This window comes from Aliirhizobium wenxiniae (assembly GCF_014201355.1).
GTDB classification, from domain to species: domain Bacteria; phylum Pseudomonadota; class Alphaproteobacteria; order Rhizobiales; family Rhizobiaceae; genus Neorhizobium; species Neorhizobium wenxiniae.
Map to the genome: position 1 here is coordinate 258787 of NZ_JACHEG010000002.1, position 17611 is coordinate 276397.

Below are 17611 nucleotides of genomic sequence, written 5' to 3' on the forward strand. Positions count from 1 at the left end.
GCCCCAAGCGCCGGAAACAAGGGGGTCCCGGCCATTGTCTTGGCTATTGTCACATCCCGAACCCGAATTTCACGCCGCCGTCACACTGCGCCCAACGCCCTCGTAAAGATCGAGGCAGCGCTCGAACCACGCTGCAACCGGGTCATCGGCAGCCAGCACATTCCCGCCGGCGGTGATCCGCATCCACTGCAGGGCGCCGAACAGGATATAGTCTGCAAACAGCGGGCCATCGCCACCGATGAAGTCCTGGTAACCAAGCATCTGGCGCATCGGCTCCAGTTTTGTTGCAAACCCGGCAACCGCAGCCTCACGCCCGGCACGCAGATCTTCCAGCGACCGACCAAGCATCTTCTCGCGTGTCGTCCGGAAATAGGTCCGGTCGGTCTCGTCCAGCATGTCGTGAATATCGGCAACCGCGATGCCGGTGATCGCGGGATGGATGATGCTCTGCGAGAAACGCTCGACGAACCGGGACAGCGCCTTGCCACCCTCCCCGCCGAACAATGTCGGGCGGTTCGGATAATGCTCCTCCAGATAAAGCGCGATATCGAAACTGTCGCGGATCAGTTCGTTGCCGTCCCGCAGGATCGGCACCGTCTTGGAAAATCCGTTTTCCAGTTCCGGGATCTGGGTGAAGGGCGTCGGTTTCTCGATGAAATCGAGCCCCTTGTGCTTCAGCGCCAGAACCACTTTCCAGCAATGCGGAGAGAAAGGGCGGCTCTCGTCGGCACCGCAAAGGGAATAGAGGATACGGGTGGTCATCAAGTCGCTCCAATTCATCCGTTCGAAATTTGATGATGAGCAGGAATTTGGCTGCAATCCAATCAGAAGATTTCATGCGTTGCATAAGACCCGCGTGATGGGCTTTGCTGTAGATAGAAATTCTCAAAACGAGCCACGCGGGAGAACCATATGCAGCGCCATTTCCAGATGCTTGCCGATTACAACCACTGGGCCAACAACCGTGTCTATGATGGCTGCGCAGCACTTAGCGACGAGGATTACCGTGCGGATCGTGGTGCTTTCTTCGGCTCTGCGCATCGCACGCTTAACCATCTCCTCGTTGCCGACCGGATCTGGCTGAGGCGCATCACCGGCATCGGCACGGCGCCGATGGAGCTGAATGTCATCCTGTTCGAGGATTTTGCCGAGCTTCGCGCCGCGCGGAAAGCAGAAGATGATCGCTTCATCGCACTGACGAAATCCCTTTCGCCGCAAGATTTCGAGCGGGCTGTGACCTATACGCCGGTCAGCAATCCTGTTCCGGTTACCGATCCTCTCGCCGGCATGCTGGCACATGTGTTCAACCACCAGACCCACCATCGTGGGCAGATCCACACGATCCTGACCTCGCTCGGCCAGCCTTCCATCGTGCTCGACATGATTGCGTTTCTGCGGATCGATGGAAAACGCTGGATGTCGTGAACTGGGCCTTAACCCTCTTTCGCACGAATCCGAGCCTCAATTGCAATCCATGGCCGCATTTCAGCGGATGTTAACGCGCTGCCGCAATCAATCGTCTTCACGTGTGAACGATCAGGAGACGACGGATGTCGACCCAGGCCCGAAAAGTAGCTCAGGACAGGACATTGCAGGCGGTAAGCCAACATATGGCCCGCATCGAGGTGAACGGCCTGCCCCGCAATTACGAGCTCTTTTACGAGGCCCATTGCGGTACCGATGTCGGACTGTCGCGCGAAATCATGGCCCTGCCGGTCTCACCTAGCCAGACGGCGCTGGACGAGATCGGCATCCGCTACCAACTGCCAGGCTTTGTTGCCAGCGGCCTGCCGCAATCCCGCAATCCGGATATCCAGCTGATCGCCAGCCTACGCGAGAAGATGGCGAGCGGCGCCGAGCAGAAGCGTGGCTTTAGCCGAGCGCTGGAAGCCGTTGCAAAAAGTTTGCGCGAGGATAACGGCGCTGGCCCAGGCGATATCCTTGCCGAAATCGAATATCTCAGCGTCTCGCTTTCCGATGCTGTGGTCGCAGAAGCGGAACTCGAAGCCGCCCTGCGTTCCGGCGCCAATCTTCTGACCGTTGCCGAACAGGACGCGTCCAGCGCACGCGCCGTGATGCTGCGCGACCGAATGACCGGCCTGCCCAACCATGCAGCCTTCACCGAAAAGCTGGAAGCGCTTTATGCGGACGACAACGAAAGCCGCGATACGGCGCTTTTCCTCGTCGCCGTCAGCGACATTTCCGAACTCGCCGACACCTATGGCGAGGCAACCGCCACCCGGATCGTCAAGAAAACGGCCGCGATCTTCCGAAAGACGATCAAGAAGGACGATTTTCTTGCGCGCATCGGCAAGGCCGAATTTGCCTTTCTGTTCCGCCATGTCGGCCGCGACGCGATCAAGCCGATCGCAACCCGGCTGATGGCGTCGATCAACGACAATCTCGTCTTCGCTACCTCCGAGGGCACGCCGGCGATCCGGCTTTCCATGGGAGCCGCCATGGCAACAGAAGCGTTTTCACCGCAGCAATTGCGCCAGCAGGCGGTGCTTGCCGCCGAGGCGTCAAGGTCCTATCCGCGCACCAATGTGATCATTCACGGGGACACCGGCCGACCGGGCGTCTAATCTGCGCTCTGATCCGGGCGATCCCTTGCGTTGACAACGTGTTTCGGCCAAAACCGCCGCCATGATCACGATTACTGACCTTTCCGCCCGCATTGCAGGCCGCCTGCTTCTCGACAACGCCAGCGTCTCGCTCCCGGCGGGCGCCAAGGTCGGCTTGATTGGCCGCAACGGTGCGGGAAAGTCGACGCTTTTCCGCGTCATCACCGGCGATCTCATTGCCGAGAGCGGATCCGTGACGATCCCGAAGAATGCCCGGATCGGACAGGTCGCGCAGGAAGCGCCGGGCACGGAAGATTCGCTCATCTCCATCGTCATGGCCGCCGACAAGGAGCGCACGGCGCTGATGGCGGAAGCCGAAACGGCAATCGATCCGCACCGCATCGCGGAAATCCAGATGCGGCTTGTCGATATCGACGCTCACTCGGCGGAAGCGCGTGCAGCGAGCATTCTTGCCGGCCTCGGCTTTAATGCAGAAGCCCAGCTCCGTCCTGCCTCGTCATTTTCCGGCGGCTGGCGAATGCGTGTGGCGCTGGCAGCGGTGCTATTTGCCGAGCCTGATCTGCTTCTGCTCGACGAACCAACGAACTATCTCGATCTCGAAGGCACGATGTGGCTGGAAGACTATGTGCGCCGTTACCCGCACACGGTCATTGTCATTTCGCACGACCGCGACATGCTGAACAACGCGGTCAATTCGATCGTGCATCTCAACCAGCAGAAGCTGACCTTCTATCGCGGCAACTACGACCAGTTCGAGCGCCAGAAGGCCGAAGCCGACGAATTGCAGATGAAGGCGAAGGCCAAGAACGACGCCGCGCGCAAGCATCTGCAAAGTTTCATCGATCGCTTCAAGGCCAAGGCGACCAAGGCCAAGCAGGCCCAGAGCCGCGTCAAGGCGCTGGAGCGCATGGGCACAGTGGCGGCCGTGATCGAGGATCATGTCCAGCCGATCACTTTCCCCAAGCCGGAAAAGATCCCCGCTTCGCCAATCGTTGCGATCAACAAGGGTTCGGTGGGTTATGAACCCGGCAAGCCGATCCTGAAGAATATCAGCCTGCGCATCGACAATGACGATCGCATCGCGCTGCTCGGCTCGAACGGCAATGGTAAGTCGACCTTCGCCAAGCTGATCTCTGGCCGTCTGCAGACCGATGGCGGCGAGATGAAACTCGCTTCTTCACTGTCGATCGGCTTTTTCGCCCAGCACCAGCTGGACGACCTGATCCCCAACGAAACGCCTGTCGATCACGTGCGCCGGCTGATGCCGCAGGCGGCGGAAGCGCAGGTACGTGCCCGCGTCGCGCAGATGGGGCTTGCAACCGAAAAGATGAATACCGCCGCCAAGGATCTGTCAGGTGGCGAAAAGGCACGCCTGCTGATGGGGCTTGCCGCTTTCCATGCGCCGAACCTTCTGATCCTCGATGAACCGACCAACCATCTCGACATCGACAGCCGTCGAGCGCTGATCGAGGCGCTGAACGACTATGACGGCGCCGTCATCCTGATCTCGCACGATCGCCACTTGATCGAGGCGACCGTCGACCGGCTGTGGCTGGTCAATGACGGCACGGTCAAACCGTTCGAAGGCGATCTCGAAGAATATCGGGACCTGATCATCGCCGCTGGCCGCAAGAAGGACGACAAACCGCAGGCCGCCGCGGACGAACAGGTCAACAAAGCGGACCAGCGCAAGGCGAATGCCGAAAAGCGAGCCTCGCTTGCGCCGCTGAAGAAAAAGATCAACGAAATCGAATCCTTGACCGCCAAGCTTGAGAAGCTGATTCAGGCGCTTGATAAAGAACTTGCAGACCCTGCCCTTTATGAAAAGGCGCCTGCCAAGGCAGCGAGCAAAGCCAAGGAGCGAGGCGAGGCCGCCGCAAAGCTTTCGGCCGCCGAAGAGGAATGGCTGATGCTGTCCTCGGAATATGAAGAGGCGATGGCCGGATAGAATCGCTTCCCTCTTCCTCGGGATTGTCCCGAGGATCTATCCACGTTGCTGTCGGCCGAAATGACAGCAGATCCCTGGGACGAGCCCAAGGATGACGGACTGCACAAATGCCGTCAGGCCGGTTGCCACCGCCCTTCGTGATGCATAGGTAAAGGCTTCCCGATTGCACGAGGAGGCCATGATGAACCTGTTTCTCGAAACAGACGACGACCAGAACACGATCGCTTTCGTTACCGAGCAGAACAGCAAGTCGGACCGCCAGTTCAGGACACCGGAATTCGAGAAGGATCGCGACGCGCTGAAAGCGATGATCGAGCGTGAGGACCGGCTGATCGTGCCGGTGCGGCGTGGCAAATGGCTGTTCGATTTCCATCGGTCGAAGGACAATCCGCTCGGCATCTGGCGTCGCCTGCCGGGGAACCTTGAGCCGCGTCATGATGCGACTTGGGAAACGGTCTTCGATTTCGACGCTTTCTGTCTGAAAGAGGGCAAGCGCTGGATCTATTCCGGCGCGATCACCTCCCCTTACGAACCAACGCGGGTCCTGCTGATTCTCTCCGACGGCGGTTCGGATCAGTTGCGCCTCCTGGAATTCGACACCGAAACCAAGACGATCGTCGAGGGCGGCTTCGACACACCGACGGCGCGGGCCCATGCAACTTGGCTGAGCCCGGACGAGATCGCCTATTTCGGTTCGGTCGACGAGTTTTCCGCCACCCGCTCCGGCTGGCCGCGGGTCGGCCGTATTCTCAAGCGCGGTGCCGATCCCAAGGATGCTCCGATCCTGTTCGAAGCCGGAAAGGACGACGTCTATGGCGCGGCCAGCGTCATCGATCCACTGTTCTGGGGCGGCAAGCCGGACGAGCGGAAGATCGAGTTCTTCACCGTCGGTCACGAAATCGGTAAGGCGAGCGTGCATATCCGCAACGCGAGTGGAGAGATAGAGCGCCTCGATCTGCCCGTGGAAAGCGACAGCGACCTCAATCACACCCATGCGATCTGGCGGGCGAAGACCGGCGAACGCTATCCGACCGGCACGCTCATCCTGCAGGACTTTCATCCTTTCGGTCCCGAACCGCTGACGAACCCGCGCGTTCTGTTTTCGCCGAAGGACGGCCAGTCTGTATCGCAGTTCACCCTGCTCAAGACCTGGGCCGTCTTCATCGTCGTCGATCGCATGGTGCCGAAATTCTATCTGGTCGACCTGACCAAGCCTGATCCGACACCGGAAGAACTGCCTCTGCCGGAAGAGCTGCAGACGGTCGGCTTCCGGATGTTCGATGCGGACCTGACGCTCGGCGAGGAAATCCTCACCGTCATCGGCCAGGGCTTTCTTCTGCCCTCCAGCAGCTTCCGTCTCGACCTGGCGGATCACGATGCCAAACGCGAGCTCGTCCCGACAGGAACCTCGCCCGCCTATTTCAATGCGGAGGGCATGACCTCGGAACTTCTCGAGGCAATCTCGGAAGACGGCACCCGAGTGCCCTATCACATCACCCTGCCCCGTAACTGGACCAAGGGCGAACTACCGGTACTGATGTATGGCTATGGCGGTTTCGGCGTATCGCTTTCGCCCGTTTATTCCGGCGCATACGGCATGCTGCTCGAACAGGGCGGCGCCTTCGTGCAGGCTTATATCCGTGGTGGTGGAGAGCTTGGGCCGGACTGGCATACGGTCGCCAAGGGCAAGGGGCGCCACAAGGCGTTCGAGGATTTCGTCGCCGTTGCCCGCGATCTGGTCAAACGCGGTTATACCAAGCCATCCCGCATCGCCTGCAACGGCGGCAGCAATGGCGGGCTTCTGACCGCCGTCATGGCGACGCGTTATCCTGATGACTTTGGTGCGGTCTGGACCTCCGTGCCAGTGATCGACATGTCGCGTTTCCACATATTCCCGGCCGGCCGCGCTTGGATGGATGAATACGGCAATCCGGACGTGGTCGACGATCTAAATGCCATGCTCACCTATTCGCCGCTACATCAGGTGAAGCCGAAGAGCGAGATCACCTATCCACCGATCTATATCGAAAGCTCGACCAATGACGACCGGGTGCATCCTTCCCATGCGCGGCGTTTCGCCAAGCGGCTGATCGATGCGGGTCACGAGCCTTTCTTCCGCGAATACGGATCGGGCGGCCACGGCGGTGCCGGCGACACAAGCGAAATGGCCGAGCGCCGCGCGATGGGCTACAGCTTCCTGCGCCAGACAATCATGAGAGACTGACCGGATAAAGAGAACCGGAGGCGCACGCTTCCGGTTTTCACATTTTGCAGCTTTCGGATATTGCGGCTTAAGAGCCGAGTGCGGACGGGCAAACATTCAGCAATAACCACCCATTAACCATGTTCGACGAAAGATCACGCGAACTGATTCCCGCGTCATTTTTCATCGAGAACCTTTTATGCCGGTCCGTGCTGCCTGTGCCGCTGCTGTTGTCATCAGCCTTCTTTCCTCCTGCGCAGGCAAGCCGCCTTCTGAAGGCGGGTCTCTCAGCTCAGCCTTTGCCGCCGGTGAAGCCGCCGGGTCGCTGAAAACCAAGGACGATGCAAAGTCGCCGGTTGCGCTTACGCCCGCGGCCTGGGGCCGACTCAACAAGATGGGCGGCCTTGCCGGACGTGAACTGACGGTGAGCTCGATCTCCGATATCAAGCTGCGCGACAAGGAAGTCGTTCTGACCTTCGATGACGGGCCTATGCCGAAAAAGACCGAACGCATCCTCGCCACACTTGATCAGTTCGGCGTGAAAGCGTCGTTCATGATGGTCGGCCAGATGGCCAAGGCGCATCCCGACCTCGCCCGCGAAGTCGTGGCCGAGGGTCATACGATCGGCAGCCATACCTATCGCCACCCGGATCTCGCCCATTTGTCATTCGACGAAGCCGTTGCCGAGGTCGAGAAGGGCCGTAAGGCCGTGGAGGCAGCAACCGGCGTCGAGGCCGATTTCTTCCGTTTCCCCTATCTCGCCGATTCGAAGAAACTGAGGCTATGGATGGGTAACCACAAGATGGTTGTCATGGATGTCCAGGTCGATTCGAAGGACTATTTCAAGGACACGCCGGCCGCAGTCGCGACACGGACGATGGAGGCGCTACGCGCTCATCGCAAGGGCATCATCCTGATGCACGACATCCACCCGCGCACCGCCGCGATGCTGCCGGCGCTGCTGATTCAGCTCAGGGCTGAGGGTTACAAGGTCGTCCAGCTGAAATACGGCAAGCCGTCTTCGGACATGCTCGTCGCCTCCATCACCAAGCCACTTTTTGCCACCAATTGAGTGAGAGATTAGGAAGAAGGCCGCTCAGGCCTTCTTCATCCAACGGCCTTCGGGCGACTGCTGCCAGTAAGTCAGCGAATGTCCCTCACCCTTCAGACGCTTCCATTCGGCGCGCGCGCCCTCGAGCTGGCTCTGGTCGTAACCATCGAACATGAAGACGACGCGTTCGTAAGGATCGAGCGGCGGAGGGGCAGCACCGTCCACCACGAAACGGACAGTCGCACTGTTGGCGTTTTCGCTCGCCGTCGTCAGCAGCACGGGCTGTGCCTCCGCCATAGGCGCGGCGTCGGTACCATGCGGCAGAAAGCTCTCGTCGCGAAAGGTCCACAGATGCGCGTCGAGCATATCCCGGCGCGTATCATCACTAGTCTGCACAACCACCTTCCAGCCGCGCTCAACGCTCTTTTCGAGGAGCGCCGGCAGCGCATCCTCGAGCTTCGATTCGGTCAGGTGGTAGAAGAGAACTTCGGTCATCAGCCCTCGTAATTCGCCCGTACGAGTTCGTCCAGCAAACGCACGCCATAACCCGACGCCCAGGACGTGTTGATCTCGGTCTGCGGCGAATTCATCGCGGTGGCGGCGATGTCGAGATGCGCCCAAGGCGTATCGCCGACATAACGCTTGAGGAACTGCGCAGCCGTGATGGAACCGGCAGGACGACCGCCGCTGTTCTTCATGTCGGCAAAACGCGAGTCGATGATCTTGTCGTATTCCTTGGCGAGCGGCATGCGCCACAGCTTTTCCGAAGTGACTTCGCCGGCTGCCGTCAACTGAGCGGCCAGCGTGTCGTCGTTGGAAAACAGGCCGGCGTGGACGTTGCCGAGGGCAACCACGATCGCGCCGGTCAAGGTTGCGAGATTGACCATGAAACGCGGCTTGAAACGTTCCTTGGTGTAGAAAAGCGCGTCAGCCAGAACGAGACGGCCTTCGGCATCGGTATTGATGATCTCGATCGTCTGGCCGGACATGGAGGTGACTATATCGCCAGGGCGCTGAGCATTGCCATCGGGCATGTTTTCCACAAGGCCGAGAATGCCGACGGCGTTGACCTTCGCCTTACGGGCGGCAAGTGTGTGCATGAGACCGATAACCGCAGCCGCGCCGCCCATATCGCCCTTCATGTCCTCCATGCCGGCACCCGGTTTGATGGAAATGCCACCGGTATCGAAAACCACGCCCTTACCGACGAAGGCAACAGGCTTGTCTTTCGCCTTGCCACCGTTCCAGTGCATGACGGCCAGACGCGGCGGACGAACCGAGCCCTGCGCCACACCGAGCAGCGCACCCATGCCTAGCTTCTTCATTTCGTTTTCGGTGAGAACCTCGACCTCGACACCGAGTGCCTTCAGCTCCTTCGCCTTCTCGGCAAACTCCACCGGGCCGAGCACGTTCGGCGGCAGGTTGACGAGATCGCGGGCGAGAATCACGCCGCCGGCAATCGCCTCGGATGTCGCGAAGGCCTTCTTGGCGGCAGCATGCCCGGCTATGACGATCTTCACGTCGACCGATGCCGGCTTGTCGTCATCCTTCTTCGCAGTCTTGTAGGTATCGAATGCGTAGGAACGCAAAAGCATGCCGAGCGCGAAATCCGCCGCCTGCGCTGCGGTCACCTCAAGACCCGGGACATCGAGGAAAACGACGGCCTTCTTGGCGGTCTTGAGATTGGCGGCGGCAACGCCACCTGCCCGCAGCCAGTCATGGGCGATCAGCGCATCCGGCTTTCCGAGGCCGATGACCATCAGCCGATCCGCGTCGGATCCGTGCGGTGCAATCACGTCGAGCACGGTCATCGTCTTTGCGGAAAACTTGGCGATCTCTGCCGCACGTGTCCCGACGCCCTGTGGATCGGCCTCGGACGAGCCGGATGCGGGCTGATCGCCGGAGAGCTTCAGCTGAATGGCCAGGGAAGCAGCTACGGAAGAGGATTTGGCAAAAGAGATTTTCAGTTGGACGGACATCGGCACTCCACGTCTTCTTATTCAGAACATGGCGCCGATCTTCACCCTTTCAGCCGCGAAGGCAACCCCGCCAGAGGAAGGCTTTAGTACCTGTGGGCGAATGTCACCCGGTTTTGAAATGTCACAACAAAAAATAAAAGTCGGCTAGCCAACATTTTTGTGACGTGGCATCTGTCGCAAAGACCTCATCGATCACATAGATAGGCTCAGCGTCATCATGGGATGGCGGAGCAGCAAAATGTCGGACGGGAATGAAGCTTCTCGAAACTTACATATTGCGCCGGATATTCCTGATGTTCCTGGTGGCACTCATTCCGGTGCTTACGATCATCTGGACAATCCAGGTGCTTGGGCGCATCAATCTGGTCACGGACACGGGCCAGTCGATGGGCTCGTTCATGCTGCTTGCCAGCTACATCCTGCCAACCATCCTGCCGGTCGTCATGCCGTTTGCCTTCGTCATCGGCATTACCCAGACGCTGACAGCGATGAACAACGACTCGGAGCTGCCGGTCATCGACGCGGCAGGCGCCAGTCGCAGCATTATCTATCGGCCGATCATCGGGTTGGCCGTTGTGCTCGGCATCGTTTCCTTTTCGGTGACTAACTTCCTTGAACCGGCATCGCGGCTGGGTGTGCGCCAGATGATCGCCGCGGCCTATGCCGACCTGCTTTCTTCCGTCATCGAGGAAAAGACGTTCCGCAGCGTTGAGGACGGTCTCTATGTCCAGATTTCCGAACGGCATTCGGGCCGCCTGCTAAAAGGCCTGTTCGTCGTCGATTATCGCGACCCGAACTTCGATCTCATTTATTATGCGAAGGAAGGTTCAGTCGACCCGGGCGGAACTTCGCTGACGATGCGCGACGGCGAGGTTCATCGCAAGTCGCCCGATGGCCGCATCTCGATCGTGCGCTTCGATTCCTATGCCTTCGATCTATCGGCCATGACCAAGTCGGACGGCGAGGCTTTGCCCATGTCTTCGGGCGACCGCGGCCTCGGCTTCCTGCTTGATCCCGACACGAATGACCCGGCGTATCAGCGCTCACCCAACAAGTTCTTCTCGGAGCTTCACCGCAGGCTTTCCGACTGGCTTTATCCGATTTCGTTCGCACTCGTCTCGCTGGTGGTCGCCGGCAGCAGCCGTTCACATCGTCAGGCGCGCGTCCATCCGATGATATATGCGCTGCTGATCGCCTTTGGCCTGCGCTGGCTCGGATTTTCGGCAACCAACCTGACGGAGCGCAACCCATCCTACGTGCCGCTCGTCTATGCTATTCCGCTCATCACCGTTGTGGTTTCGGCCTATATGCTGGCAACCAACCGGCAACTCCATATGCCGCGGACCATCACCCGTAACATCAGCCGAATGAATGGCATGCTGCTCAGCCGCTTGAAGATATCGTCCAAGTCCGGTGGAGGTGCATCATGATTTTCTCCACGCTCGGCCGGTATTTCTTCACGCGTTATATCGTCACGGCTTTCTGGTTTCTTCTCGGCGTCAGTTCGATCATCATGCTCGCCGATTTCAGCGAAACGACGCGCAAGCTTTCCGGTCTGACCGATTATAGCGTAGTCGGTGCGCTTGCGATGACGCTCATGCGCCTGCCGCTCATCCTGCAGCAGACGATCCCGACACTCAGCCTATTCATCGGCATGACGGTGCTGATCGCGCTCAACCGCCGCTATGAACTGGTCGTTACGCGAGCCGCCGGCATTTCCGTCTGGCAGTTCATGTTCCCGTTCATCGTCGGTTCCTTCCTGCTGGGGCTGTTTACGATCCTGGTTATCAATCCGGTCGGCGCCTGGGGCCAGCGCGAATCGGTTTCGATGGAGGCCGACTGGCGACAGTCGAGTAATCGCGCCAAGGTCAGCAAGTTCGTGCCGTGGATTCGCCAGATCAGCGACGACGAGGACGTCATCATCGGTGCCAAGAGCTACAAGGACCAGGGAGCCGAGCTGATCGACGTGGTGGTTTTCCACTTCGATAAGGGTGGCGCTGTGACCATGCGACAGGATGCGCGCACAGCAAAACTCGAAAATGGTTACTGGCTTCTTACCGACGTTCTAGAGAATCGCCCGGGAGAGATTCCGGCGCGCAAGGTCACGGAACAGGTTCGTACCAACCTGAAACAGGAATACCTTCAGGAAAGCGTATCGCAGCCCGAAAACGTTGCATTCCTTGATCTTTCCCGGAAAATCGAGATCAGCCGATCATTCGGCATCTCAACCAAAGCGCTGGAAACCCAATTCCACTCGCTTTTGTCCCTCCCCATCCTGCTTGTGGCCATGACTCTCATTGCTGCAACAGTTTCGTTAAAATTCAGTCGCTTCGCCCAGTCCCGATCCATGATTCTGGGTGGAATAGTTTCCGGCTTCGTGCTTTATGTCGTCAGCGTGCTTGTAAAAGCGTTCGGAAGCAGCGGAGCGATTCCTCCGTTCGTGGCGGTCTGGATACCAGTCATCGTCGCAACGGCAGTGGGGGCTACGATCTTGCTTCATCAGGAGGACGGCTAGTGGCGGTCAGTAACCGCAGAAATATAAGACGGCTTGCCGCCGCTCTGCTGACAGGTGTGTCTGCGTTCGTATGTGGTGTCACGACGGATGTCGTGCATGCCCAAGGGCTTGCGCCTGTGCAATCGGACGACGCGAAGATGCTTCTTCGCGCCAACGAGCTCACCTATAATCAGGATTCCCAGCAGGTCACCGCTCGCGGTGGTGTGCAGATTTATTACAATCGCTATCGCATGGTCGCTCAGCGGGTCGAATACGATCAGAAGAGCGGTCGCGTCATGGCGTCTGGCAATATCGAGCTGATCGAGCCGGGCGGCACGCGTGTTTATGCGGACGAACTGGATGTGACGGACGACTTCGGACAGGGCTTCCTCAATTCCCTGCGCGTGGAGACGACCGACAATACCCGTCTTGCAGCTGAAAGCGCGGAACAACAAAGCAGCGACGTGATGGTGCTTAACAACACCGTCTATACGGCCTGCCTTCCCTGCGCACAGACCCCGGGCAAGGCACCTCTGTGGCAAGTCAAGGCACAGCGCGTCATCCGCAATGGCCAGACCCACACGATTCGCCTCGAGAATGCGCAGTTCGAGCTATTCGGCATGTCGCTGGGCCGACTGCCATTCCCGATCACGGTCCCGGACGAAACGGTCGAGCGTAAATCAGGCCTGCTGTTCCCGCGCTTCAGTGCCGATGATAATCTCGGTTTCGGCTTCGGGGTGCCCTATTACCATGTCTTCTCGCCAAGCATGGACGCCACGATCACGCCGACCTATTACAGCAACCAGGGTCTGCTTGTAGAAGGCGAAGTCCGCAACAAGTTTGAAACCGGCGAACACACGTTCCGATTCGCGGGTATCAATCAGCAGAATTCCGGTTCATTCGATGCCGGGACGGCAGACCGGGAATCCGATACCCGCTTCATGGCGGCCTCCAAGGGCGAGTTCCACATCAATCCGCGCTGGACTTTCGGCTGGGATGTGATGGCGCAGAGCGACAACAACTTCTCGCGAACCTATAATCTTGATGGCTTCGACAAGGAAACGTTCACCAACGACGTCTACCTGACCGGCCTCGGTGCGCGGAACTATTTCGATCTGCATGGCTACTATTTCGACGAGCAGGACGATGCCGAGACCAGCTTGCTGGAACGCCAGCAGGCTATCGTTTATCCGGTTCTCGACTATAGCTGGTATGCACCGGAAGCCGTTTTTGGCGGTCAGCTTTCGTTCAACGTTAATCTGACCAACCTTTCCCGGAGGGCCGAGGATAGTTACTCCGTAGGCGGTAGCGATCGCTTCCCTGGCTTGGAAGGCAGCTATAGCCGCTTCACCGCCGAGGCAGAGTGGAAGCGTACGATCACGACGGATCAGGGACTGCAGCTGACACCATTGCTGGCATTGCGTGGCGACGGTCTACGCAGCACCTCGTCCAGTGCCGGAGGTTCCTATTCCGGTTCGCTGGAAGACGATCCGAGCGGGCGTTACATGGCGACCGCAGGTCTTGAAGCGCGCTATCCGTTCCTGATCACCGCCGGCAGCAGCAGCCATATCATCGAGCCGATCGCGCAGATTTATGCCCGTCCGGACGAGCAGATGGCGGGCGGCCTGCCGAACGAAGATGCACAGAGCTTCGTCTTTGACGCGACAAGCCTGTTCGAACGCGACAAATTTTCCGGGTATGACCGGATCGAGGGCGGCACACGTGCCAATGTCGGTATCCGATATACAGGCTCGTTTGATAACGGTGTGGGCCTGCGCGGCATTTTCGGCCAGTCCTATCAGCTCGCCGGCGAGAACTCTTTCGCCAGCGCCGATCTCGTCAATGCTGGCGCCAATTCGGGTCTTGAAAACAACGTGTCGGACTTTGTCGCAATGGCGGCAATCGACCTGCCGCAGGGCTTCAGCCTGTCGACGAATACCCGGTTCGACAAGGATACGTTCGACGTCCGCCGCACAGATGTTGGCTTCGACTACAAGACGCCTCGCGTGACCGGCAAGCTCGTATACACCAAAGTTGAGGCACAGCCGGAATATGGTTCGACGAGCTCGACCAATATCCTGGAAAAGTCGATGAGCTTCCGCATCAACGAGAACTGGTCCATCGCCGGCAAGGCGACCTGGGATCTCGACGACAACGAAGTCACGCGCCGCGGGCTCGGCTTCAGCTATGCCGACGAGTGCACGATCTTCACGATCGCCTATACCGAGAAGACAGACTCGAGCAAGGCGAACGACTGGAGCATTGGCGCGCGCCTGAGCTTCAGAACGCTGGGCGACGTGAATATCGGGTCGACGAGCGATTACGACGAACAACAGACTTTCCGTTATTGATCGCGCAGAATTGACGGCGCACTTGGGGCGCCGTCATGGTTTTGCCGCAACGATTGCGCATTCGGGCACGCTTATAGTAAAAGGCGACCTGCAAGTCGCATGACAAGTCCGAGCGCAAGAGGAGTGGACTGATGTTTGGAGTGATCGAAACGCGCAGACTGGCGATAGCCATGGCTGCACTGGCGGCTTCGCTCGTCATCGATCCCATCGTGGCCGCGGCCCAGACCAGCGGCGTGGCTGCAGTGGTCAACCGCACGCCGATCACCACTGCCGACGTTGCACGTCGGGTGGCTTTCCTTCGTCTGCAGCGACAGAAGGCCGACAGCAATACTGCGCGTGAACAACTGATCGACGAGACGTTGAAGCGTCAGGAAATCGCTCGCGTCAAGATGTCCGTCAGCACCGACGATGTCGATGCGTCCTTCGCGCGGTTTGCCGCCAGCAACAAGATGACACCTGACCAGATGGGCAAGATCCTAGATCAGGCGGGCGTGACGTCACAGCATTTCAAGAATTTCATCGCCGTGCAGATGAGCTGGCCGCGACTGCTCAATGCCCGCTATGGCGGCGGCGGCAGCCGGATGTCCAGCCAGGAGCTGGTCACCCGGATGATGGAGAGCAAGCAAAAGCCGGTCACCACCGAATATTTCCTGACGCAAATCATCTTCGTCGTCCCGCCGGCGAAGCGCAATGCGATCCTCAACAAGCGCAAATCTGAAGCGGAAGCATCCCGGTCGAAATTCCCGGGCTGCGATCAGGCAAAGGATTTTGCGGCGACTATGATGGACGTATCCGTTCGCGACCTCGGCCGCGTCATGACACCCAATCTGCCGGATGACTGGAAACCGCTGATCGAAAAGGCGTCTCCAAATGGGACGACCGCTACCAAGATCACCGAACGTGGCGTCGAGTTCCTTGCGATCTGCAACCAGCGTCAGGTTTCCGATGACGTTGCCGCGGAAGCCGTGTTCCGTGCCGAAGACCTTGGCAAAACCGAGAAGAGCGGCACCAATCCGAACGACAAGAAATATCTCGACGAATTGCGCTCCAAGGCGCAGATCGATCGTCGCTGACCCAAGGCATTCCGGAGTTATCATGGCGTTCGACCGCCCGCTTGCATTGACCCAGGGCGATCCCGCAGGGATCGGCCCGGACATCACCTTGGCTGCATGGGCGGCGCGGCGGGAAACCGGCCTGCCGCCTTTCCTTTTCATCGGTGATCCTGCGGTCCTGAAGTCTCGCGCGGCTTTGCTCAATCTCGATATTCCGATCAGGGAAGCATCTCCCGAAACGGCTGCTTCAGTGTTCGATAGTGCGATCCCCGTTCTTGCCCTTCCGTCAGGTGTCGAAGTTGCTGCCGGTGAGCCGCATGTAGCGACCGCTCGCGGGACGATTTCATCGATCGAAACGGCCGTCGACCTCTGCTTTTCCGGCCGCGCCTCCGCTGTCGTGACCAATCCGATCGCAAAATCGGTTCTCTATCAATCCGGCTTCAAGTTTCCGGGTCACACAGAATTCCTGGCCGACCTCGCGCAGAAGGTGACGAACCGGTGCTATCTACCGGTGATGATGCTTGCCGGGCCGAAGCTGCGCGCCATCCCGGTGACGATCCATATCCCGCTCAAGGATGTGCCGACGGCGCTGACGGAAGACCTGATCGTGGATACCTGCCGGGTTGCCAACGAGGATCTGAAGAACCGTTTCAGCATTTCCAGACCGCGCATCGCCGTTGCTGGCATCAATCCGCATGCGGGCGAAGATGGTGCGATCGGCGTTGAGGATCAGGAGATCATTCATCCCGCTATCGTCAGACTGCGCGACGAAGGTCTGCATGTGTTCGGGCCGCTGCCGGCGGATACGATGTTTCATGACGAAGCGCGCTCACGTTATGACGTCGCGGTCTGCATGTATCACGACCAGGCGCTGATCCCGGCGAAGGCACTGGGCTTCGATACGTCGGTCAATGTCACGCTCGGCCTTCCCTTTATTCGCACCTCGCCCGACCACGGCACGGCCTTCGGCATTGCCGGCCAGGGCGTGGCGCGCGAGACGAGCCTCGTTGCGGCACTGAAGCTGGCAGCAGAACTGGCAACGAACACAGATGCAAAAACTCCCGCATTCGGCGTAACCGTCTGATGGCAACTCTTGACGGACTCCCGCCGCTTCGCGACGTCATCCAGCGCCATGGGCTGGATGCGAAAAAATCGCTCGGTCAGAACTTTCTCTTCGACCTCAACCTGACGCAGAAAATCGCCCGCTCGGCGGGTTCGCTCGAAGGCGTGACGGTGTTCGAGGTCGGTCCCGGCCCGGGCGGACTCACACGTTCCATTCTTGCGCTTGGCGCAAAGAAGGTGATCGCTGTGGAGCGTGATGCGCGGGCGCTGCCGGTGCTTGCCGAGGTTTCCGACTTCTATCCCGGTCGTCTCGAAGTCATCGAAGGCGATGCGTTGAAGACCGATTTCGCCGCTCTTGCCGCAGAGAAGGCCGATGATGGTCCGGTCAAGATCATCGCCAACCTGCCCTATAATGTCGGCACGCAGCTGCTGCTCAACTGGCTTCTTCCGGAAAACGGCCAATGGCCTCCCTTCTGGGAAAGCCTGACGCTGATGTTCCAGAAGGAGGTCGGCCTGCGCATTGTCGCGGACGAGGAAGACGATCACTACGGCCGGCTTGGCGTGATCTGCGGCTGGCGGACGGATTCGCATATGGTGTTCGACGTGCCGCCCCAGGCCTTTTCACCGCCACCAAAAGTCACCTCGACCGTGGTGCATCTGACACCGAAGGCCAATCCCCTTCCCTGCGATGTCAACAAGCTGGAACGCATCACCCACGCCGCCTTCGGCCAGCGCCGCAAGATGCTGCGCCAGAGCCTGAAGCCGGTCGGCGGCGAAGCGTTGCTCAACAAGGTCGGTATCGATCCTCAGCGCCGCGCAGAGACGCTTTCCGTCACGGAATTCGTCGCGCTGGCCAACGCGCTTTAAAGCGCGTTGGCCAGCGCGA

14 protein-coding genes are annotated in these 17611 nt (G+C 59.3%); 11 read left to right on the top strand and 3 right to left on the bottom strand.

Annotation, left to right across the window (positions count from 1 at the left end; translation table 11 throughout):
- Nucleotides 1-69: 69 nt before the first annotated feature.
- Complete coding sequence (locus HNQ72_RS09235) at nucleotides 70-762, bottom strand: glutathione S-transferase family protein (protein WP_183991847.1); 693 nt, start codon at nucleotides 760-762, stop codon at nucleotides 70-72.
- A 150-nt stretch (nucleotides 763-912) separates the two neighbouring features.
- On the opposite strand from HNQ72_RS09235, the gene HNQ72_RS09240 reads away from it, so the two are divergent.
- The 5 genes from HNQ72_RS09240 to HNQ72_RS09260 all read left to right on the top strand — a co-directional run bounded on the left by HNQ72_RS09240 (nucleotide 913) and on the right by HNQ72_RS09260 (nucleotide 7808).
- Entirely contained in the window at nucleotides 913-1425 is a 513-nt protein-coding gene (locus tag HNQ72_RS09240) for a DinB family protein (protein WP_183991849.1), read from the top strand.
- 125 nt (nucleotides 1426-1550) lie between these two features.
- Complete coding sequence (locus tag HNQ72_RS09245) at nucleotides 1551-2585, top strand: GGDEF domain-containing protein (protein WP_183991851.1); 1035 nt, start codon at nucleotides 1551-1553, stop codon at nucleotides 2583-2585.
- A 61-nt stretch (nucleotides 2586-2646) separates the two neighbouring features.
- The gene (locus HNQ72_RS09250; protein WP_183991853.1) at nucleotides 2647-4533 is read left to right on the top strand and encodes an ABC-F family ATP-binding cassette domain-containing protein; all 1887 of its coding nucleotides are present in this window, start codon (nucleotides 2647-2649) and stop codon (nucleotides 4531-4533) included.
- Between the two features lie 181 nt (nucleotides 4534-4714).
- Nucleotides 4715-6757 (top strand): prolyl oligopeptidase family serine peptidase, encoded by a 2043-nt coding sequence (locus tag HNQ72_RS09255; RefSeq protein ID WP_183991855.1) that lies wholly within the window; start codon nucleotides 4715-4717, stop codon nucleotides 6755-6757.
- A 178-nt stretch (nucleotides 6758-6935) separates the two neighbouring features.
- On the top strand, nucleotides 6936-7808 hold the full coding sequence (locus HNQ72_RS09260; RefSeq protein ID WP_183991857.1) for a polysaccharide deacetylase family protein: 873 nt from the start codon (nucleotides 6936-6938) through the stop codon (nucleotides 7806-7808).
- Nucleotides 7809-7832: 24 nt separating this feature from the next.
- On the opposite strand, the gene HNQ72_RS09265 is transcribed toward HNQ72_RS09260, so the two are convergent.
- Both HNQ72_RS09265 and HNQ72_RS09270 read right to left on the bottom strand, forming a co-directional pair.
- On the bottom strand, nucleotides 7833-8282 hold the full coding sequence (locus tag HNQ72_RS09265; RefSeq protein ID WP_183991859.1) for a DNA polymerase III subunit chi: 450 nt from the start codon (nucleotides 8280-8282) through the stop codon (nucleotides 7833-7835).
- Nucleotides 8282-9766 carry a leucyl aminopeptidase gene (locus tag HNQ72_RS09270; RefSeq protein ID WP_183991861.1) on the bottom strand — a complete coding sequence of 495 codons (1485 nt, stop codon included), beginning with the start codon at nucleotides 9764-9766 and terminating at the stop codon, nucleotides 8282-8284. The genes HNQ72_RS09265 and HNQ72_RS09270 overlap by 1 nt, the downstream gene beginning before the upstream one ends.
- A gap of 251 nt (nucleotides 9767-10017) precedes the next feature.
- On the opposite strand from HNQ72_RS09270, the gene HNQ72_RS09275 reads away from it, so the two are divergent.
- From HNQ72_RS09275 to rsmA, 6 genes are all read left to right on the top strand, one after another.
- On the top strand, nucleotides 10018-11196 hold the full coding sequence (locus tag HNQ72_RS09275) for an LptF/LptG family permease (RefSeq protein WP_183991863.1): 1179 nt from the start codon (nucleotides 10018-10020) through the stop codon (nucleotides 11194-11196).
- Nucleotides 11193-12281, top strand: coding sequence for an LPS export ABC transporter permease LptG (lptG, locus tag HNQ72_RS09280; protein WP_183991865.1), 1089 nt, complete (start codon nucleotides 11193-11195; stop codon nucleotides 12279-12281). The genes HNQ72_RS09275 and lptG overlap by 4 nt, the downstream gene beginning before the upstream one ends.
- On the top strand, nucleotides 12281-14611 hold the full coding sequence (locus HNQ72_RS09285; protein WP_183991867.1) for an LPS-assembly protein LptD: 2331 nt from the start codon (nucleotides 12281-12283) through the stop codon (nucleotides 14609-14611). The genes lptG and HNQ72_RS09285 overlap by 1 nt, the downstream gene beginning before the upstream one ends.
- A gap of 140 nt (nucleotides 14612-14751) precedes the next feature.
- Nucleotides 14752-15684 carry a SurA N-terminal domain-containing protein gene (locus HNQ72_RS09290; RefSeq protein ID WP_373289399.1) on the top strand — a complete coding sequence of 311 codons (933 nt, stop codon included), beginning with the start codon at nucleotides 14752-14754 and terminating at the stop codon, nucleotides 15682-15684.
- A 22-nt stretch (nucleotides 15685-15706) separates the two neighbouring features.
- Nucleotides 15707-16747: a 4-hydroxythreonine-4-phosphate dehydrogenase PdxA gene (gene pdxA / locus HNQ72_RS09295; RefSeq protein ID WP_183991871.1), complete on the top strand. Its 1041-nt coding sequence runs from the start codon at nucleotides 15707-15709 to the stop codon at nucleotides 16745-16747.
- A complete protein-coding gene (gene rsmA / locus HNQ72_RS09300; RefSeq protein WP_183991873.1) occupies nucleotides 16747-17592 on the top strand; it encodes a 16S rRNA (adenine(1518)-N(6)/adenine(1519)-N(6))-dimethyltransferase RsmA in 846 nt (281 codons plus the stop codon). The genes pdxA and rsmA overlap by 1 nt, the downstream gene beginning before the upstream one ends.
- Nucleotides 17593-17611 lie beyond the last annotated feature (19 nt).